At 37.9% G+C, this 20,197-nt stretch carries 15 protein-coding genes and 1 riboswitch; of the genes, 10 read left to right on the top strand and 5 right to left on the bottom strand.

Features of this window, described 5'->3' with window-relative positions; translation table 11 throughout:
- Positions 1 to 37: 37 nt before the first annotated feature.
- From EHR07_RS14405 to EHR07_RS14390, 4 genes are all read left to right on the top strand, one after another.
- Positions 38 to 2,080, top strand: coding sequence for a methyl-accepting chemotaxis protein (locus EHR07_RS14405; RefSeq protein ID WP_135745702.1), 2,043 nt, complete (start codon positions 38 to 40; stop codon positions 2,078 to 2,080).
- A gap of 273 nt (positions 2,081 to 2,353) precedes the next feature.
- A complete protein-coding gene (locus EHR07_RS14400) occupies positions 2,354 to 3,265 on the top strand; it encodes a cytochrome-c peroxidase (RefSeq protein ID WP_238776656.1) in 912 nt (303 codons plus the stop codon).
- A gap of 4 nt (positions 3,266 to 3,269) precedes the next feature.
- Positions 3,270 to 3,422: riboswitch (cobalamin riboswitch) on the top strand.
- Between the two features lie 202 nt (positions 3,423 to 3,624).
- On the top strand, positions 3,625 to 4,215 hold the full coding sequence (locus EHR07_RS14395; protein WP_135745700.1) for a hypothetical protein: 591 nt from the start codon (positions 3,625 to 3,627) through the stop codon (positions 4,213 to 4,215).
- Between the two features lie 51 nt (positions 4,216 to 4,266).
- Positions 4,267 to 5,124 carry an LIC_13355 family lipoprotein gene (locus EHR07_RS14390; RefSeq protein ID WP_135745699.1) on the top strand — a complete coding sequence of 286 codons (858 nt, stop codon included), beginning with the start codon at positions 4,267 to 4,269 and terminating at the stop codon, positions 5,122 to 5,124.
- Between the two features lie 179 nt (positions 5,125 to 5,303).
- On the opposite strand, the gene secA is transcribed toward EHR07_RS14390, so the two are convergent.
- From secA to EHR07_RS14375, 3 genes are read right to left on the bottom strand one after another with little or no spacing between them, the layout of a single operon-like run.
- The gene (gene secA, locus EHR07_RS14385) at positions 5,304 to 8,060 is read right to left on the bottom strand and encodes a preprotein translocase subunit SecA (protein WP_135745698.1); all 2,757 of its coding nucleotides are present in this window, start codon (positions 8,058 to 8,060) and stop codon (positions 5,304 to 5,306) included.
- A 10-nt stretch (positions 8,061 to 8,070) separates the two neighbouring features.
- Positions 8,071 to 8,760: a type 1 glutamine amidotransferase gene (locus tag EHR07_RS14380; protein WP_135745697.1), complete on the bottom strand. Its 690-nt coding sequence runs from the start codon at positions 8,758 to 8,760 to the stop codon at positions 8,071 to 8,073.
- Positions 8,757 to 9,338, bottom strand: coding sequence for a TlpA family protein disulfide reductase (locus EHR07_RS14375; protein WP_238776661.1), 582 nt, complete (start codon positions 9,336 to 9,338; stop codon positions 8,757 to 8,759). Before EHR07_RS14375 ends, EHR07_RS14380 begins: the two co-directional genes overlap by 4 nt.
- A gap of 146 nt (positions 9,339 to 9,484) precedes the next feature.
- On the opposite strand from EHR07_RS14375, the gene EHR07_RS14370 reads away from it, so the two are divergent.
- Positions 9,485 to 9,964 (top strand): DNA primase, encoded by a 480-nt coding sequence (locus EHR07_RS14370; RefSeq protein WP_135745695.1) that lies wholly within the window; start codon positions 9,485 to 9,487, stop codon positions 9,962 to 9,964.
- Between the two features lie 258 nt (positions 9,965 to 10,222).
- On the top strand, positions 10,223 to 11,395 hold the full coding sequence (locus EHR07_RS14365) for a 6-hydroxymethylpterin diphosphokinase MptE-like protein (protein WP_238776664.1): 1,173 nt from the start codon (positions 10,223 to 10,225) through the stop codon (positions 11,393 to 11,395).
- Here the strand turns inward: EHR07_RS14365 and EHR07_RS14360 are convergent.
- Positions 11,392 to 11,604: a hypothetical protein gene (locus EHR07_RS14360; protein WP_238752885.1), complete on the bottom strand. Its 213-nt coding sequence runs from the start codon at positions 11,602 to 11,604 to the stop codon at positions 11,392 to 11,394. The two genes, EHR07_RS14365 and EHR07_RS14360, sit on opposite strands and share 4 nt — an antisense overlap.
- Positions 11,605 to 11,705: 101 nt before the next feature.
- On the opposite strand from EHR07_RS14360, the gene EHR07_RS14355 reads away from it, so the two are divergent.
- Positions 11,706 to 13,178 carry an HDOD domain-containing protein gene (locus EHR07_RS14355; protein WP_135745693.1) on the top strand — a complete coding sequence of 491 codons (1,473 nt, stop codon included), beginning with the start codon at positions 11,706 to 11,708 and terminating at the stop codon, positions 13,176 to 13,178.
- Complete coding sequence (locus EHR07_RS14350) at positions 13,171 to 13,953, top strand: ABC transporter ATP-binding protein (RefSeq protein WP_135745692.1); 783 nt, start codon at positions 13,171 to 13,173, stop codon at positions 13,951 to 13,953. Before EHR07_RS14355 ends, EHR07_RS14350 begins: the two co-directional genes overlap by 8 nt.
- Before the next feature lie 77 nt (positions 13,954 to 14,030).
- On the opposite strand, the gene EHR07_RS14345 is transcribed toward EHR07_RS14350, so the two are convergent.
- On the bottom strand, positions 14,031 to 17,759 hold the full coding sequence (locus tag EHR07_RS14345; RefSeq protein ID WP_135745691.1) for a Cna protein B-type domain protein: 3,729 nt from the start codon (positions 17,757 to 17,759) through the stop codon (positions 14,031 to 14,033).
- A gap of 283 nt (positions 17,760 to 18,042) precedes the next feature.
- Between EHR07_RS14345 and EHR07_RS14340 the strand changes: the two genes are divergently transcribed.
- Together EHR07_RS14340 and EHR07_RS14335 are read left to right on the top strand one after the other, a co-directional pair.
- On the top strand, positions 18,043 to 19,221 hold the full coding sequence (locus EHR07_RS14340) for a DUF445 domain-containing protein (protein WP_135745690.1): 1,179 nt from the start codon (positions 18,043 to 18,045) through the stop codon (positions 19,219 to 19,221).
- The gene (locus tag EHR07_RS14335; protein WP_135745689.1) at positions 19,218 to 20,180 is read left to right on the top strand and encodes an NAD-dependent epimerase/dehydratase family protein; all 963 of its coding nucleotides are present in this window, start codon (positions 19,218 to 19,220) and stop codon (positions 20,178 to 20,180) included. Before EHR07_RS14340 ends, EHR07_RS14335 begins: the two co-directional genes overlap by 4 nt.
- Positions 20,181 to 20,197: the final 17 nt, after the last annotated feature.

Below are 20,197 nucleotides of genomic sequence, written 5' to 3'. Positions count from 1 at the left end.
TTTTTATTTCGTCCACTACAGGAAGATATCAAGTCTTATGTCAAAACTTCTCTCCCAATTTTCGATTCAAATTAGATTATTACTTTTACCTTTGCCACTCATTGTATCACTATTCATCATTTTGCTCATTTTAGTACGTTCACTGAATGGAACCATTCAATTTGCAGAAAAAGAAGAACTAGGCATTCAAACATTAAAACCTATTTACTTAACCTATAGAGAGGGATTAGAACGGCTTAAAATTGGAGAAGAGGAGACAAACAACTTAATTCCTCTTATCGAAACGGCAAAAAAGAAAATCGAAGAATCAAATTTACTCGCAGAGGATCCAAAATTACTGAATGCTTGGAAAAAGTATACAACGATCCAGTCTTTTGATCCATCCACTAGCATTCAATTTCTGAATGATACACAAGAATTAGCACTAAAGATTGGTGATTTTTCAAATCTAATTTTAGATCCCGAAGTAAACTCTTACTATCAAATGGAAATTATTTTTTTTCGAGTGCCTGAAATCTTAAAAAATATAGCAACTTTAAAGGAAATTGTTCGTGATGAATATACAACTGCGAATCATAAAAACAATCAATACTCTAGTGTTAATTACACAAAAGCGTTAATATCTATAAATTTTATTGAAACAACTTGCAAGGAAATACAAAAATCATATACGAAATCCATAGAAGACATATCTCCTTATGAAAAAGAATTAACTGAAGCAAAAAATATTGCGAATACATCTTGCGAAACTTACGTAAAAGAACTTAAAAAAACCTTTATCCAATCAACCACCAAACCATCTTCTTCAGAAAACTTATTCACAACAATTCACAAAGGAACATTGATTGCTGGGACAATCCAAGACAGTTCCATTGGAATTCTTGAAAAACTAGTTAATGATCGAATTCAATTATTATCGTTCCAAAGAAATATAAACATTCTTTTGGCATTAGGGTCTTTGGTTGTATCTAGTTTCTTTGTTGTTTTTATCTTTCAAAGCATTAACAAACCTTTGGTAATGGTACTATCTAAAGTAAATGAACTTTCAAGTGGGGAAGCTGATTTAACAAAAACGATCCCAGATTTTGGAAAAAATGAAATAGGTAAAATAGCAGGTTCGATCAACCTATTTTTATCTAATCTAAATCAGATTATGAACCAATTAAAAATATCCGTGAGTAATGCTGAAAAATCATCCTTTCAATTAAAGAATGATGCTATTTCTGTTTCCGATAACGCTTCTTCGTTAGCTTCAGTATCAGAAGAGTCGGCAGCATCATTAGAGGAATTAACTACTTCATTTGAGATTATGTTTGAATTCATTTCAAATGAAACGAAAAATATTAATAAAATTACAGAAGAAATGAAAACAATTGAAGGTTCAATTTCCAACATTGAAAGTGCACTCTTACAATTGACTAATCTATCGATTGCCTCTACAAATTTAGCAAACATAGGTAATACTTCAGTGCAAAACACTGACAATGCAATGTCGGAGATACGTTCGGTGACTAAAGAAATTACCGGTATTGTCGATTTAATTACTGAAATTTCAGAAAGAACCAACTTACTAGCATTAAATGCAAGTATTGAAGCAGCCCGAGCAGGAGATGCAGGTATGGGTTTTGCGGTTGTAGCCGAAGAAATTTCAAAACTTGCCGATAAAACACAATCGTCAGTAAAAAACATCAAACGTCTCATTGAAAAAAGCAATGCAGTTGTGAATCTTGGAGCCAATCATGTTCATGAAACTGTAAATGCATTAGGTGAAATTGTCGAACAATCCAACAGAATGCAAAGTGGTGTGAATCATCTAAAAGTAGAAATGACGACACAATCTAAAAGTTTGCTCAATGTAACGACTGAGTTAAATGGCTTACAAGAAATGGCAGAAACCATCGAATTTTCCAGTCGGGAGCAAAAAAAAGCATCCGAAGATATGGTAAATACTATCAATACACTTTCTGGGAACGCACAACAACTTGCGAATAATTCCGAAGATTTGAACCAAGTCAGTCAAAAAATTGGCGAAATTGCAAGTACCATTGCGACTGTAACCAATTCATTTCGAACACACTAAAAACTAGCTGTCGAAAGATTCTATCTACAATTTTCTAAAAAAACAGATCTCTCAAAATCCAAATCTAAAAATTGATTTGCTGGAATTTAGGCCAAATTTCTGTTTGGTCTCATGGTTCGCGCTTTTATAGTTAATTTAAGTCATTATAGTATTCAAATATTAATTTTTTCAACAATTCATCTAACTTTTGCTAATTGCAAAATTAGCCAACATAATGAAGAAAAAAATAAAATTATATTTCAAATAATAACAGCAAACTTCCTCTCAAATTATTTGTATGCTACCGAATTACAAAAAATTGCCAGAGAACAAATTGGTATTTTACCAAACACCACTCCTGGATCAGAGGAAGACACAATTGCAAAAATTGCTTTAGGTAACAAAATTTTTAGAGACAATAAACTTTCCTCAAATCACGTTCAGTCCTGTATTACCTGTCACCCGTTAGATGGAAATGCAGCAGGTATGGACCGCCAAGCCACTTCGCGTGGAACCTTTGGACAAATTGGAAAAAGAAATACGCCATCGATATTGAATGTTGGATATTTACCAATGATTTTCTGGGATGGAAGAAGAGACTCATTATATAATCAAGCAATCGATCCCTTTTTAAATCCAATTGAAATGTCTTTACCTTCAGAAGCAGAACTACTGACAAGAATTCAAAATGATATAAGTTATACTGCTTTTTTTGCAAATGCTTTTCCTGAATCACCAAATCCTAGCATTCATTCTGTTCGCCTAACATTAGCAGCATTTGAGAGATCACTTATTTCTAAATCCAAGTTCGATGATTTTCTTGAAAATAATGTACTGGCACTCAATAATTCTGAATTAGATGGATTAAAATTATTTCTGGATGTTGGTTGTACCAATTGCCACAGTAAAAGCTTGCTTGGTGGTTCACAATTTGCAAAATTAGATTCAGTTTATTCTTATAATATTAGTGATTTAGGAAGAGCCGAATTTACCGGAAAACCTGAAGATGAGTTTTTTTTCAAAGTTCCTCCACTTCGAAACGTAGCCCTAACTGCACCCTATTTTCATGATGGCAGCGTAACAACACTAAAAGAAGCAGTTAGGAGAATGAACGAATATAATTTGAACCGAAAAATAAACGAATCTGAAATTGAAATGATTACAAACTTTCTTAAATCCTTATCTGATAAAACTAAGGTAAAGTAAATTCATTGACAAAAAACTTTGTGGTGAAAACTCTGGCATTACCTTCAGGGAGGAAACAGGTGAAAGTCCTGTGCTGACCCGCAACTGTGATGCACCGTTTGTAACTAAAGTTACGTTAGGTGATAAGCCAGATCTTCCCCGCAATGTTTTCTCGTGGATTGGGAACTTTGCACACTTATATTGTTTTGGTTCTACAAACAATATAAAGGGGCCCCGAAGGTAAACTCGGGGCGCCCGTATGGAAAAGATATTAATAAGAATTCTAATATTTGATTTTATGATTCTTCGTATAACGAAGTTGTTAAATCTATTTCCAGTTCGTGTTCCCCTAAATTCAAAAAAAATTTAGGAGAAACTAAATGAAACTAAAGTATCAACTAACGATTGTCATCTTGGCAATTTCAATTTTAACAGCATGCAGCGAAACTGGCAAGGTAAAAGAATCTGAAGCCAATACCAACTTACTTACAGGTTTAGTCGTAGGCCAACAACAAGGGATTTCAAGTGTGATGGATTCTTTAGCAGAAATTAGGGGTTATTGGAAAGGCGGATTTTGTAGTGGTGGAACTTGTTCCAGCTTCACATCGAATGTTTCGATTGTCCAAGATCCATCTGGTTTTGGAATTTGGGCTTCAGGAAGTAGTTATTTAAGAATCATTGCTGTTGATACTGTCAATAGAACTTTTATCTACCAATACCTTCCCAATGACACTTATAGTCCAAGTAAATATACAAAAGTAATTTGGACTGCACCGACAACATCTGGTTGTGAAAACTCTGCAACAAAATGTTTCTATTACTGTACGGTTTATCCAAATTTTTCATCATTAAAAGAAGCAGAAAATGTAAACCTCTCTAGTTATAGCTCAGCTGATCCAACAAGAACTGGTTGTGGCGGATTCGGTTGGAGTAAAGCACTCTTTGTTTCTTCAAACCCAACTAATTGGTAATGATATCAAAATTGACCCTAAATTTTTTTTAGGGTCAAACGGAGGATTCAAATGCAAACATATTTTTACAATATTTATAAGATCTTTTCCATGTTGTTTATAGTTACTTTTTTATTTACTTGTTCACCAGAAACAAAAAATAACCAAAACGAAATATTAGCCCTATTAGCTGCTGCTGAAATTTCCAATAACTCAAAGACAAATTGTCCGCCAAAGAATCTGCCGCAAGGAATTCCAATGGCCAATACAGTTGTATCCGCAAATTCCACAGTAAGTGGATTCAGTGATCCATCAAAAGCTATCAATGGAATTTGTGGCGGTGGAGAACTTTCAGGTTCTTTGGATGTATACGCACTAAACCTAACGGGTGCAGGTGCCACACTGGTCTTATCTTGGGGAGGAAAAACTGTAAAAAATGTATCTGGAATCGACTTTGTAGTTTATGAAAATCCATTCCGCGTCAGTGAGAGTAGCGATCGTTATGCATTTGATCCAATGGTTGTGCAAGTATCATACGATGGTATTAATTATTGCGGATTTGATCTTAGTGGATTTAATTCTTCGGCAGCAGATAGCAACAAAATTTCTTCCTGGCCAGGATTTGCCGGACTTAGACCCGTTCTTTATAATATGAGTTCTAACCTTCTTACACTAGATCAACTGTTTACCTCCACTGGTAGTGGCTTCCTGTTCGGTGGTGGAGACGGATTTAACATTGATGATTTAATTTCAAATGCATCCTGCGATAGTACTGCCCTAAATCAAATTAAAACTTTAGGATTTAAATATATTAAAATGACCTCGGCTTCAGCAGTAACAAATCCAAATACTGGTTCAGGTTATGTGTATCCTCATTCGTATACAAATGGTTCAGACATTGATGGAGTAGTTGCAAAATCAGTTGAATGATCGAAAACAAATCATTCAATGAAATCAATCAATTAGACCTGAAAGATTAGATTAATGTTTATTTCTAATGTTAATCTAAATGAGGATCTTAATTTTGAATAACCAACCCTTACTAAATTAAAATATAATAATTTGCAAGTAAGAGTTGGATGTTTATCTAAGAACTGGCGACTGATCTTTTATTTCTTTCTACGACTCGACTTTCTTTCAGAGCCACCACCGGAACTAGTTGTAGAAGAAACTTGTGGTTTGGATTTATTAGATTTAACTTCATTTCCAAACATATCCACCTCAGCCCTCTGTTCCTCTCCAATTTTTTTGTATTCTTTCGGGGAAGATTCGTCCTGGTTACGGTCAGAATCAGTTACTTCAATTTTTAATAAAAAGGAAACTACCTCATTTTTAAGATTTTCAACCAATTGATCAAACATCTTAAAACCTTGTAGTTTGTATTCAATCAAAGGATTTTTTTCACCGTATCCTACAGTCCAAATCCCTTCTTTTAAATGGTCCATCGCATAGAGATGTTCTTTCCAGCGGTGATCTAAAATGTCTAAAAATACATTTCTTTCAATTGATCGCCAGACTTCTTCTCCAATCGAAGACACTTTGGACTCGTATAGTTCTTTTACTAACTTTGATAAAACCTCAAACACTTTGAGTTGTGGGTTCGATTCCTTTTTAAACTGTTTTGGATCAATTGTTTCTGTAATTCCTAAACTTTGAATCCACTCGTTAAGGGAGTCAACTTCCCAAGCATCTACATTGCTTCCTTCACAATATAGTATAACTTGGTTTTCAACAACTTCATCAAAGAAATCAACAATGGTTCGGGACATATTCCCTTTATCCAAAAGTTCGTTACGAATTCCATAGATATAAATCCTCTGACGATTCATCACATCATCATACTCTAACAAGTGTTTTCTGATATCAAAGTTATGGCCTTCTACACGTTTTTGTGCACGAGCAATTGCATTGGAAACCATACTATGTTCCAACTCTTGGCCCTCTGGCATCTTAAGTGTATCCATAATACGTGCGATTCGATCAGATCCAAAAATTCGCATCAGATCATCTTGTAAGGATAAATAAAACCTAGAAGATCCAGGATCTCCTTGTCTACCAGATCGTCCTCTGAGCTGATTATCAATCCGACGTGATTCATGTCGTTCAGATCCGATGATGTGTAATCCACCAGCACCAATCACAAAGTCATGATCTACTTTCCATTTTTTGGCTTCAGATAAAATCTTTTCACAATCTTTTTTAATGTTATCATTTCTGATTTCGGAAATCTTAGATTCTGCTTCTTCAAACTTTTGTTTGATTAAATTTTCGCGAAAGCTATAGACAACTTCCAGTTCCGCTTTTGTTTTAATCCCTAAAGAATCACAACGTTCATCTAATTTTTCCAAATCCTCTTTGTATTTAGGCGCACCGCCTAACACGATATCCGTTCCACGACCAGCCATGTTTGTAGCAATCGTAATGGCGCCTGGGCGTCCAGCATTAGCAACAATTTCCGATTCTCGTTCGTGTTGTTTTGCGTTTAATACGTTATGTGAGATTCCATGTGATGTGAGAAGTTTAGAAAGAACCTCAGACTTTTCAATTGAGATGGTTCCCACAAGCACTGGTTGTTTTCGAGAGACTTTTTCTTGGATATCTTTTACAACAGCATCGAACTTTTCACGTTCCGTTTTATAAACACGATCAGCCATGTCTTGTCGCTGGATCTTTAAATTGGAAGGAATTACAATTACATCTAAATTATAGATTTTTTTAAATTCTTCCGCTTCCGTATCTGCAGTTCCTGTCATACCGGCTAACTTCTTATAGATACGGAAATAATTTTGGAAGGTAATAGAAGCCAAGGTCTGAGACTCACGAGCAATTGTTACACCTTCTTTTGCCTCTAAAGACTGGTGTAGTCCATCTGAGTATCTACGCCCTTTCATCAATCGACCGGTAAACTCATCAACGATGATGACTTCACCACCTTGCACAACATAATCCTTATCTTTGAAGAATATTTTGTGTGCTTTCAATGCTTGTTGAACGTGATGAACCAATTCAATATTTTCTGAATGATATAAATTTTCAACGCCTAATAACTCTTCGACGTGATGAACACCAGCTTCCGATAAAATGACGTTTTTTGCCTTTTCATCGATTTCATAGTCCTCACCTTCGATAAGTTTGGGGATAATTTTATTTACTTTGAGATATTTATCTGTAGATTCTTCCGCAGGGCCAGAAATAATCAATGGAGTTCTAGCTTCGTCAATTAGAATCGAATCCACCTCATCCACAATAGCAAAGTTATGTTGTCTTTGTACACGGTGTTCTTTGTAACTCACCATGTTATCACGCAAATAATCAAAACCGAATTCATTATTGGTTCCATAAGTGATATCAGAATCATATGCTAACTTTCTTTCTTCATGGTCCATGTCATGTTGGATGACACCAACAGATACTTTCAAAAACTCAAAAACAGGACGCATCCAATTGGCATCCCGCTTTGCTAAATAATCATTTACTGTAACAACATGAACCCCATCGCCTGAAAGTGAGTTAAGATAAATCGGTAGAGTTGAAGTAAGAGTTTTACCTTCTCCCGTTTTCATCTCGGAGATATTTCCCCAATGCAAAGAAATACCACCCATCATCTGTACATCAAAATGGCGCATACCCAATGTTCGATAAGAAACTTCTCGAACTGTCGCAAATGCCTCAGGCAGAATATCATCTAAAGTTTCTCCTGCCGCCAACCTTTCTTTGAACCTTGTTGTTTGTTGTGACAAAGTTTCATCATCCATTGCTTTGATTGTTGGCTCAAAAGAATTGATTGCTTCTACAATTGGGTTTAGTCTTTTTAAATCCCTCTCGTATTTACTGCCGAATAAAATTGTTAATATTTTTTGAAACATACCGGGTCCGTTATAATTTTATAATATTTCGAAATATGGTTTTAGCAGTTTCTGCCATTACCTTTTGTTTATTTGCGATCTCAGAAAAATCACCATTACCTTTTGCGATAAAGTCTTTATGTACGGACTGCCATACATTTAACATCTCCAAAGTTGGCTCCAAATGTGTTTGAAAAGCAAATATTCTGTTTTTATAAGCAAACATTTGGTTTGCGTAAAAATCACTTGCAAGCAAATGTTCTGCACCAACAGGGATATCAAAAATATCCTCGTGTAAGTGAAATGCCAAAACCAATTCTTTTTGAATTCCTGAAAAGATAGGATGTTCAGGTTTTAAAATCTGAAGTTCAGAAAAACCTGTTTCTGGACCTTTTGTTCCAGGACGAACGTTGGCACCTAACGCCTTAGCAATGATCTGAGACCCCAAACAAATTCCAATTAATTTTTTATTCGGCAAGGCAACCACATTCTCTACAATATCATAATATGGTTTAAAAAACTCTTGTTCTTTCGGATCAGCTACTGACTGAGGACCACCTAACATCACTATCAAGTCAAAATTCAAATGAATTTCTGGCATCAAATGAATTCGTCTATCGTAAGCATTTTGATAACTAATTCTATATCCCGCTTCGCGGAGTAAGGGTTCTAAAATCCCTGGCCCTTCACAATCGATAAATCTTATGAATACTGCTCTCATAATGATTCCATTCCAAATTGATAACGAAAAAAATTGAACTTAGCTTCTTTTCGAATGACATCGACCGAGGTTTGTTCCGAAATCGAACCCAAAAAATTATAATACAACCTCATTGGTTTTGTGACAAACAACATTGTCTCAGGAGTTCCAGTGATAAGCCCACCCTCCTTCACATGAAATGGAGGTTTCATAAAAACAATAGGAACTTGTATCTTTCGATTTTTGACTTCTGTTTCCATTCTTATTTTCGCCAACTGGTACACTTCACCAAACGGACGTTCTTCGGTCACGTCAGGAACAATCTGGTATGGATCAACCACCATGTATAATGCTTTGGTAGGGAACCGACTTTCAATTTCTGCATGGAGTAAGTTGAGGGCCGGTATCTCTTTCCAACAAGGAACACAGTCAGGCGAGTAAACATTGAGGGCTATTTCCTCTTTTTCCAGTTTAGAAAACGAAATTTCGGCACCACTCACCGTAAGTCCCGACCAAGACTCCTCACCGAAATAAGAAGATTTTGCTGGGGCACAGCTAATGAGACATAAACTAACAATTAAAATGAGGGAGGCTTTCATAAATCCCATATATTGGACGATCCTTCCCCATGTTTGGACTAGGAGAGAGCCTGTAAAGTCCGTTTTCGAACTTTACCTTGACATCTGACCCCTACCCCTCAACCTGGTCTAACATTCCACTCTCTTCCATCAGGGAATCAAAGAAAATGAGCCAATCGCAAAAAGAAGACTTCGATATCGTATCCTTAATAGAACTTTGCCGGGAAAAAAAATACGAAACTTGCGTGGCCGGTTTCAGTACGATCGATAAAATTGAAAAGATCACTCTCCCTAAAAAGTTAAAAAACCGTAAATTGACGGTTCAAGCATTATACGCGCTTACAAATGATATGGTTCAGTGGAAATATCTTTCCTCTGAAGAAAAAGCTCTTCTCCAAGCTGAAAAAGACAAACTGGCAGGAGTTACCTCAACGGCCGGGACTTCTTTTGCTCCTCACGCAGAAGAGGATATCGAAGAAGATTTCATCCCAGAAGAAGAAGCTCGTAAACCAGAACTTGATGACGGATACGAAAATGAGTTTGGAGATGAAGCAGAGGAAGAAGAAGAAGAAGACGAAGACGATGATGATTTCGACGACGATTCTGATGAAGATGATGATGATTCAGACGAGGATGAAGAGGACTAAGAGGTTACTCCCATTCCTCTAATCCCTCACTTCCAAAACAACCTTCTCTATAACTTTCAAACTTCCGACAATTTTTACCTACATTCTAAAGTCTCCCCTGAAAAGGAGGCTTCTCGGTTTCTATCTGGATTACGTACAGATTCCATCCCCGTCATACTTGGCATTGGCGCTTTACACATTGTTAGATCTTATTTAGAGACCCCAAACGAACACCAAACTGTCGTTTTTTGGGAGCCTCATCACGAAATCTATGAGTTAATGGAGTTTCAAAGGGAAATCACCAGTTTAGAGGATAGTTTCCAATCAAAAGGAATCCATTTATTTTTGGTAACGGGAACCTACCCAAATTGGCCCCATTTAAAAGAGAAAATCAAAAATCTTCCCGATGTGGCCGGTTCTTTACAATCCAAATGGAGTTTGTACATCTCTCCTAGTTATGAAAGAATTTTTCCCGAACTAATCAAAGACTGCCAATCTAATTTTCAGTCACAGTTCTTGCTAAGAGACATCAACAAAAACACCATCCAACATTTTAGTAAACTATGGACGCATAACTACTTAAAAAACCGAACCAGACTTTTTTTCAACGATACAAGTATCCAATGGTTCCAATCCTTTTCAGGAAAGAATACTTCAGTTTTATTTCTGGGTGCAAGTCCCGGTTTAGAAATCGATTTACCTAGGATTAAAAAGGACAGAAATCATTTTCTTATTTTTGCCAGTGACACAGCCATCGGTTATCTTTTACCGAATGGGGTTATCCCCGATTTTATTGTGTCGTTTGATTCCGGTCGCGGAACAACTTATCATTTATTGTTAGATTTGCCAAAACAAATCCCCATTATTACCTGGTTAGGTGGATCTTCCTATATCTTTGAACTTAGCAATCCAAAAATTTTAGTGAATACTGGTCACCCTTTGGATCAAATTACCCAACATTTATTTCTTAATCATCTTGGCAAACCCTGGCCGCATTATTCCAATCCTAGTTTGAACTTACTGGGAATGGTTTTATCCATAACAGATTCAATAGAAGATAGGCAATTTTTTGTGAGTGGAGTCAGTTTCCTTGCAGAACGTGGTAAATCACATTGTAAAGGGACTGGGTATGAAAGGTTTTACCTTCCAGATACCAATAGGAAAAAAAGTTTAGAATTCACCACCAAACGTTTGTATTCTGGCGATAGAAAAGGCAAAAATCAAATTGCCTGGGACAGACTGAATCAAAAACAATCTTTACCTGGTTTTCAGTTTCTCTCCGAAGCCAAGGAAATTAGTTTTCCAACCATTCAGGACAAAATAGATCCATTACAAGTTTTTCAGGGATTTCCCCCATCGATAGCGGATTTGGCAAAGTGGGCCGACCAAGACCATTCCGGTATCATTCATAAAAAAACCCTCAACACTTGGTTGCGGTTTTCACTAAGTTAAGCTCCGAATAGAACAGGTATTTCTTGTAAGTTCCACTCGGCTTGTTCCTTATTAGCGGGAATTCGACTCAAAGACTTTGTTTTTGTGGACTTTCCCTTAGGTCTTCTTTCCATATCCTCTAAAATTTTTTCCAACCTTTCTTGCATAAGCAAATGCAAATTCATTTGGTCTAACATATCCATAGTGATTTCCTCCACTGATGTTTTCACTATACAATTGCCCTGGGACAAAATAGAAATCGGATGCGAAAAAAATATCTATTGCCTCCTAAAGAAATCAAAATATAAGAGTGTTACGGGAAAAAGCGTTTGTGAATTTTCAAGATATTATCTCTCAATTAGAAACCGCAAAAGAATCCAGAATTAACTTTTACTTTGTTACAGAAGAACAAAATCAGGAGATATACGCATTACTTGTCCATGTAATGGGGTATATGGACAAACTTTATTTAGTAGAAGTCATCTTCACTGTCCTCAAAGAACTCCTCATGAACGCCAACAAGGCAAATGCAAAACGCGACTACTTCTCCCGAGAAAATTTGGACATCCAAAATGCTAGTGATTATGCTAAAGGAATGTCCCGGTTCCAAGAAAACATTATCATGAAATGGAATGAACAATTGAGCCGGTTAGATGGAGGAAATTACTACATTAGTTTACTCATGAAAGTTGAGGGAAAATCCATTCACTTTGCGGTGGAAAACAACGCACCCATCACCAAAGAAGAGTTAGCACGCGTTAACCGGAGAATCGAAGTCGCAAAGAACTACAATGACCTATCTGATGCCTTTACTGATGTATCAGATAGTACAGAATCCGCCGGTTTAGGACTAGTACTCATACAACTCCTTCTAAAAAATTCAGGAATTGGATCTGAAAAATTTAAAATCTTTACCAACGACAAGATAACACGCGCTACCTTGTCTGTACCAGAAGTGACAACTCCTGTAGAAATCCAAACAGACCTAAAAACAAAACTTCTAAATGAAATTGATGGATTACCTCCCTTACCACATTCACTTACAAAAATCATTCAACTTTGTAACAATCCCGATTCTGACTTACATATGATTTCTCAGGAAATCGAAAGAAACCCAGCTCTTTCCGCCGATCTTTTAAAACTATCCAACTCTGCTTTTTTTGCGAATCGAAGCCAAGTCAGTTCCATCTTACAAGCGGTCAAAGTTGTTGGTCTAAAAAATTTACGAAACCTACTCTATGTTTCAGGAGTCCGTAAAATTATGGATGGCCAGTACGGAAAGATGATGGATGTTTGGGATCATTCCAGTCGATGCAGTTATTACGCGCGTTACTTGGCAACAGAAAACAATCATACAAACAAAATTGCCGATATCATTGCCGTCAGTGCTTTGTTACACGACATCGGAAAGTTTCTTTTGCTTTCCGTGGACCGAGGTTTTTTCAAAAAAATTGAAACCTACCAAAGAGGAGTTGATTCCGGAAACTCAACTCTATTAGAAGAGATGGCCATTGGACTTAGCCACCCACAACTCGGTGCCCTTCTTGCAGAAAAATGGGAATTTCCTCTCGACCTTCGTGTCGCCATCGAATACCATCACAAACCATTTTTAGCTCCTGCCGAACTACGGGACCTAGTGGAAGTTATCTACATGGCAAATATGATGGCAGATTATCACGAACAGAAAAAAGGGTTTTATGCCATTGACAAAATCCTACTCGCAAAATTTAATTTAGATAATATCGATGTGTTCTCTGCTGCAGTGAATAAAATCGAACTTCTATTTAAAAAATCAAATGAGTGAAGTGATTCGTTTTGATTCTGTTTCGTTTATAAGAACTGACAAAAAGATTTTAGACAATGTAAATTTTTCCTTAAACCAAGGTGATTCTCTTGCCATCATTGGAAGAAATGGCGCAGGTAAAACAACACTCATCAATTTACTGTTTGGTTATTCTTGGCCCACTACTGGTTCCATTTCTGCCTTTGGAGAAACTTATGGGGAAACTCCGATGGCTCCTTTACAAAATCGAATTGGAATGGTGCAACCAGGCCACCAAGAAACCTTACTACAAAGACTTACAACATTTGAAATGGTTTTAACTGGGGTCATTGGAACTCTTGGCCTCTATAAAGAACCAACAAAAGAACAAGAACAGATCGCCGAATCATTGTTAGCCTCAACAAACCTAAGCCATAAAAAACAACAGATTTATTCCACTCTCTCTTCCGGGGAAAAAATGAAAGTTCTATTGTTACGAGCTTTTGGAGTAGGAAAAGAAATTTTGGTTTTAGATGAACCAACTGCCACCTTAGACATTACAGCAAGAACCGATTTTGGAAAATCCTTATCTCAGTTAAAGATGGGAAGTCCGTTACTAACAAGGATTCTCATCACACATCGAATCGAAGAAATCCCCGAAGACTTTTCTAAAATACTTTTATTAAAAGAAGGAAAGGTCATTAGTTTTGGGGAAAAAGCTGAAGTTTTAACAGATCAAAACTTATCTAATTTGTATGATCTAGACTTACAAGTGAACGTAAAAAAAGGACAGTATTCCGTTACTGTCCTTTCATAAGTATTCTTAAATTAAAATTCGAAATGACTCAGGAAACGACATCCTCTTTTAGTGTGCCGTTTCCAAAAGAAGAACTACTAATAATACATTGATCTTTCAATGAAATTAGAAGCACTGCAACCAGGTGTTCCCACATCCGAGATGGTTTTATCTTGTGCGATACAGAAGATTTTCCACCAACGATTCGAATGGTTTGGAGCAATGGAATAGTTTCTTACTTCTCCAACACTTCCCTTAAAGATTCGCACATTGGCTCCTGAAACTCCCATCAGTGCCTCACCAGACCAATTGTAGATACTGTAATAACGGTTAGGTTGGTCCCAGATGGATCCTTGGAGGGTGATAGTTTCTGGCCCATATCCTGTTGTGATATCGTAATCTAAACTTCCATTCCCAGAACCGAGTGGAGTTTTGTGATTCCAAACAATGCGGTCATTCGCCGAATTTCCATATTGTAGATGTGAATCTAAATCTCTTGGTTTGGCTCCCCAGGAAAGCACCACTCGCATTTCATTATCAGCAAGGATTGGTGTGACAAGAATGTTTTGGTTTGCTGGTGTTTCCGAACCTGCAGAAACTACAGTCCTGTAGGTGGTTGCATAATTCTCTGTCACCGATGTACAATCTCCTCTTTTTCCAGAACCAGATACCTCTAAGGTGTAATTTCCAGGAGGAACCGAAGGAATCACATAAGATCCGTCAGTTGCCGTTTTTACACTTGCAATCGTAACACCAGAAGCATCGATCGCATAAGCCCCCGATTTTACATTCACTCCAGGTCGAATGCGTGCTGTTAGGTTACAAACACCGGTATTATACAAAGCAGAAAGTGCTCTTCCAGAAATGGAACCGCTAGTTTGGCTACCAGGAACAAAGGTAATGATATCAAAGTTTGTGGTGACATCCGCTTGGATGTCCACAATCCCTTCTACCGATGCATAACCTGCCGAAACAAATCGAACCTTCCAACGACCGGCATTAATGTTAAAAATTGTGTATTGGCTCGCATTAGAAAATAAAGTGGCACCTGTTGCAATGGATGCCGGTTGCACACCTGCTGATGGACGTAATGTCCCTCCATTTGGATCCACAATCTCTAAGGAATAAGTTCCCAGGAAAGAAAATCCACCAGGAGTTCGCACGGAACCTGATAAATGGCCACGGCCATCATTGGTAATGACGGGAGTGTTAACCACTACCGTTCCCCCACCTGTTCCCACTTCTACAGGGAAGTAAGTAGTGATTCCATTTTTTTCTACACGGAGTTGGTAAGAACCAGGAGAAAGGAATGGGAAACTATAACTTCCGTTTGATTGTGAACTAATAGATCCAACTACTTGGTCTGCACCAGAAGTTCTTGTAGCAGAAACGGAACAGTTTGGAGAATCAAAACCACCAGAACAGTCACGATGAACATCCGCTGTAAAATTCCCACCTACAAGACGTCCAAGAGTTACAGTGGCACCACTCACATTTTGTGTGGAAACAGCATCTGTCACTACACCAGAAACAGTGGCCCTTGGGCTATGCATTACAACTCCGTTTACGTTATGTAAAACTGGGGAAGTGGCATATTGGTTGGTGGCAACCGAAGATGTATCCACTCGTAAACTTGTGGAAGATAAATAACTTGTTTGGTAAGACGGAGCCACTCGGTCCACAACCACCATTTGGTAGGAACTTTGACGGAAATTGTATTCATTTCCATTAATGATATCCACAGAAGCCGTACTATCATTGGCACGAGCTACGTTCGGTGTTTGCGATAAGGTTGTCGCAAGACCGGATCCTAATTGGTAAAGTGCATAACCCACACGGCCGGCTTCATCATTGGTAAACGGAGGAGGAAGGACAGCAGGTAAGGAAACTACATAAGAACTTCCACCAAAGCTAAACTGCCCACTTGATGTTGTTGTGATATGAGCCAAGGCAGTGCCATCTGCCAAAGTATTTCCCAAAAGAACCACAAAAAGCCCAGACTGATTTGTATGAATAGAATTTGTTGTAGGTGCTGTATCCCGAACCGAAATGGATCCGGCAATTTGAGAACGTGCTGCAATGGATGTCAAAGAGATCGTTCCCGCCTGATAGTTGTTACCATTCAAGCTAATTTGTAATGGATTGGAAGAACAAGGTGCGTTTTGAGAACCACAATAGTTTTCAAACCCGGGAGCCGAAATGTAATAAGCCCAAAGCCCACTTGCTCCGAGAAATGAAACTTCTTTGGTACTTGGATTTACTTCATAAAGTTTATTTCCATAAGTTTGGTAGACCCAAGGACCAGAACCTTGTGTTGATACCAAACAAGAAGCCGTTGGATTCACTGCACAGGAACAAATAGAACCTACTTGGTTTAGAGAACAATTCGTTCCTGCCACCGCACTCAAGGCTTCCACAATCCAAAGTTTGATCGCATTTCCTAAAATCGGATCATCCTTCAAATAAAGGATTCTAGAAGGTGCTTGGTTTGCGGATGGCCTTACGTTGATGACAGCACCTGCTACATGATTTCCATTGGCATCTTTCACAAATCCAGTAACAAAAGAAGGTTTTGCCACCATGAAAATGGGATCTGTTAGGCTTACGTTTTTCGTTCCACCTGTTGGGGAAGCGGTAAACAAAAACGACCGAGAAGCTGTATAAAAAACGGGATTGGATACTTCTAAATAATATACACCATTGGATAGATAACTTCCTTCGATGATAAAACTTCCATTACCAGTAATTTGTGCCGTTTGTAAAATCGCACCTTGTTCATTCTTTAATTTAATGGTAAATACAGATGTAGAATCAGTAGCAATAGCGCCATTTAGTATATTTCCTGTTAAGTGAAGATCACTTTCTGTTGCCGCCATCCAAGGAAGACTTGTTTCTCCCAAGTCAACAACAGCAACTGTGTTTGGATTGGTTCCGGGAAAGGTAAAATGAATGAATTCGGAAGTATTGGCAAATGGTTGCCCTGATACTTCTACAGAATCTCCCGAATATACAACAGTATAATTTCCGTTAGGCAATGGATTGATGTTTATAACATAGTATCCGTTTGCATTGGTGACACCAGTTCCTATAGTGTTTCCGCTTGCATCTACGATAGAAACAGTGATCCCGGCAACAGGACCAGCCGGTACAACGACACCGCCACCAGAAAAACCAGGGCTTGTCACCACTCCCACAAACTGAGCCGGACCTTGACCATAGTACAAACGTTCTGCGAGGAGGTTTCCTACATTGACTAAAGTATATGGGTGTTGGGTAGGATCAAATACGTAAGAAAAGTCTTGGTAGGTGTAATTAAGTCCAAAACCAGTATTGATTAGAACTCTATAGTTATTATTGGGAAGATCACTTAAATCAAAAAGAAATTTTCCATCAGAACCGGCGTTAGTGGTTGCGACAAGAGTATTTGTATTTCCATTGGCAACTTCGATCCTAACTGAAATTAAAGTAAGATCGACACATCCAGGAGCAGCAGGTGCACCAGGATTTCCACAGACAACATTGGCAGGAACACCAGAAACCGCAGGAACGATGGTTCCGATCACTCGAGCTGGGCCATGATTGGGTACTTCTTGCTCGGAATTGTTGCCAGGAACCTCTTCAGGATCGGTAACACCGACAGAATCACCAGGAGTAGGAAGAGGAACACCATTGGAATCAGGAGGAGTGTCGAGACCGCTGCTAGAATCAGCTACTGCACCACCAGTTCCTAATAGGAACCAGAACGGCATCGATTTCTTTTTCCGAGAACATCCGACTAAAACCAAAGAGATGAGAACGAGAACAGTAAAGATTCCTCGAACGCGCATAGACCTACCCTCAATCAAAATTCGCTTTATGGCAAAACCACTGTTTTCCAAATGACCTTCGGGAAATACCTAGATGTCGCCGAAGTGTACCATTTGTAGTTCGTTTTCGTACACAAATCAAATCTTTTTTAGGGTTATCGGCAAAAAAAAAGAAATCCTAACCCAAGGGCAGGAAAAAACAAACTCCGAAGGAATTTAGATTGCCCCAAACTTACCTCCTAGGGCTTACTCAAAGCGGAATATGTGGGAGAATTGGTTAACACCAGAACAATGGAAGCTCCTCATGATTCCATTCACCTATGGATTTGTGGGTTGGGTGACCAACTGGCTTGCTCTCAAAATGACCTTCTACCCGATCCAATTTGTGGGGATTCCTCCCTACCTCGGATGGCAGGGCATCATTCCGAGAAAGGCACATAAAATGGCAAGTAAGTCCGTGGATGTAATTACGGAACGCCTTCTCAATATCAAAGAAGTTTTTTTAAAAGTAGATCCCAAAAAAGCGGAGTTAGTATTTTTACCGGCCTTAGAGTCTAGCATTCGCTATACGATGAAGGAATTTTCAGATAGTATGGATCCAAAACTTTGGGATATGATCCCTGAAGTGGTTCGGGAAGAAATTTACCACAAGGTGAGACGAGAAAGTGGAATCACGATACGAAAAGTGATTCGAAAACTCCAAAAGGACATTGATTCATTATTTGATGTAAAGGCCTTAGTGTTAAAAAAACTTTCCGGTAAAAATGTTGGCCTCGTAGTGGAACTCTTTAAAGAAGTGGGGGCTCCAGAGTTTCGCTTCATTGAACGATCAGGGTTTTATTTTGGATTTTTACTAGGTCTTGTACAAATGATATTTATGATTTATTTTCCATTGGTTTGGACTCTTCCCATCCAAGGAGTGATCGTTGGGTATCTAACAAACTATCTTGCACTAGAAATGATCTTTCGTCCGCTTTTACCTAAAAAGTTTTTAGGAATTTTTACATACCAAGGTTTGTTTTTAAAAAGACAATCCGAAGTATCTAGACTCTATGCAAAACTAGTAAGCGAAAAAATTCTTACTCCAAAAAATATCTTATCGGAACTAATCTTTGGGAAAGCTTCTGTAGATATCATCAACATCATCCGTAAGGAAGTGATCTCTCATGTGGATTCTATAACTTTCCTCGCAAAACCAGCATTATTTGCCGCAGGAAAAATAGACGAGTTTGAAGCCGCAAAAGAAAGGATCGCAGTGGCTATGGCAGACAATGCAATCGAAAAATCATTCCATTTAGAAGAATATTTAGGAGAAGCTTTGGAAATTGAGAAGATGATGGGAGATCGAATGTCCGCTCTTCCTCCGAAAGAATTTGAATCAATATTAAGATCTGCCTTTCAAGAAGATGAACTTTTGTTAATTTTAGTAGGTGCCGCACTTGGTGCCATGGTCGGTTGGTTTCAAATGGTATTTATTGTATGACAAAAACAATTCTAATCACCGGAGGAAGTGGTGTTTTAGGAAAAAAACTTTTATTTGGTTTTATTGATGATTTTAAAATCATCGCCATTGGTAAAAATTATGCCAACTTTCCAGATTCTCTCCGTTTTCATAAAAATTTTAAATTCTACGAAAGAGACCTTGCTAAAATAAATTCTATAGATGAATTGATGATTCCCGAATCAGTGGATTTGGTCCTTCATTTAGCCGCTGTTGTTTCTGGAATCAAAGTCACCGAAGAAGTTTACCACCAAATCAATGTTAACTCCACAAAACTTCTAGTAGAATTTGCAAAATCAAAAAACATTCCCCACTTTGGATTTGTAAGTTCTGTTTCTGTTTATGGATCTAAAGAAGTCAGTTTGGAAATTGGTAGTGAAAGGATGGGAAAAACCATATATGCAAAAACTAAGGCTCTTGCCGAAGATTTTGTATTAAACTCAGGGAAACCTTATTCTGTCTTTCGTATGGCAAGTATTTACGGAAAAGGAACAAAAAGTTTTATCTCCAAATTACGATCTTTAACAAAATTAAAAATATATCCTTATATTTCCTCCGATCGCAAAAAGTCCCTGATTCATATCGAAGATGCCACAAAGGCTCTCGTTCTATGGACCAATCAGACATTAAGCGGAAAAACACCGCAGCCTATTTATGTGTTTTCGCATCCTGAATTTGTAACCGTAAACCAAGTCATCCGAACCTTTCAAGAACTGGGAATCATCGGAAAATTTTTAATCCCCATCCCTGTAGGCGGATTTTGGGGGAAAATTGTGGAATGGATTTTTCGATCTATTTCCTACATTAAAAAGAAACCTTTTCACGGCTCCCCTCTCCAACCTCTACTGGAGTCTGTGGCAATTTATGATGCGGAGTCTTTTGAAAATTTAGGATTTTTTCCAGAACGAGATTTACGAAAAGGTCTCACTGACTATCAATAATGAAGGTACTAGGGGCC

The sequence above is a fragment of the Leptospira bandrabouensis genome, from assembly GCF_004770905.1.
In the GTDB taxonomy this organism is placed as follows: Bacteria; Spirochaetota; Leptospiria; order Leptospirales; family Leptospiraceae; genus Leptospira_A; species Leptospira_A bandrabouensis.
Note: the sequence above shows the minus strand (reverse complement) of the source record. Positions and strands in the feature narration are given on the sequence as shown.

Excerpts from the sequence above, each read along its gene's own strand:
- secA (WP_135745698.1), bottom strand. The coding sequence starts at position 8,060 with ATGTTTCAAAAAATATTAACAATTTTATTCGGCAGTAAATACGAGAGG.
- EHR07_RS14365 (WP_238776664.1), top strand. The coding sequence starts at position 10,223 with ATGGAGTTTCAAAGGGAAATCACCAGTTTAGAGGATAGTTTCCAATCA.
- EHR07_RS14340 (WP_135745690.1), top strand. The coding sequence starts at position 18,043 with ATGATTCCATTCACCTATGGATTTGTGGGTTGGGTGACCAACTGGCTT.
- EHR07_RS14380 (WP_135745697.1), bottom strand. The coding sequence starts at position 8,760 with ATGAGAGCAGTATTCATAAGATTTATCGATTGTGAAGGGCCAGGGATT.
- EHR07_RS14370 (WP_135745695.1), top strand. The coding sequence starts at position 9,485 with ATGAGCCAATCGCAAAAAGAAGACTTCGATATCGTATCCTTAATAGAA.
- EHR07_RS14405 (WP_135745702.1), top strand. The coding sequence starts at position 38 with ATGTCAAAACTTCTCTCCCAATTTTCGATTCAAATTAGATTATTACTT.
- EHR07_RS14345 (WP_135745691.1), bottom strand. The coding sequence starts at position 17,759 with ATGCGCGTTCGAGGAATCTTTACTGTTCTCGTTCTCATCTCTTTGGTT.
- EHR07_RS14335 (WP_135745689.1), top strand. The coding sequence starts at position 19,218 with ATGACAAAAACAATTCTAATCACCGGAGGAAGTGGTGTTTTAGGAAAA.
- EHR07_RS14375 (WP_238776661.1), bottom strand. The coding sequence starts at position 9,338 with ATGAAAGCCTCCCTCATTTTAATTGTTAGTTTATGTCTCATTAGCTGT.
- EHR07_RS14395 (WP_135745700.1), top strand. The coding sequence starts at position 3,625 with ATGAAACTAAAGTATCAACTAACGATTGTCATCTTGGCAATTTCAATT.
- EHR07_RS14350 (WP_135745692.1), top strand. The coding sequence starts at position 13,171 with ATGAGTGAAGTGATTCGTTTTGATTCTGTTTCGTTTATAAGAACTGAC.
- EHR07_RS14390 (WP_135745699.1), top strand. The coding sequence starts at position 4,267 with ATGCAAACATATTTTTACAATATTTATAAGATCTTTTCCATGTTGTTT.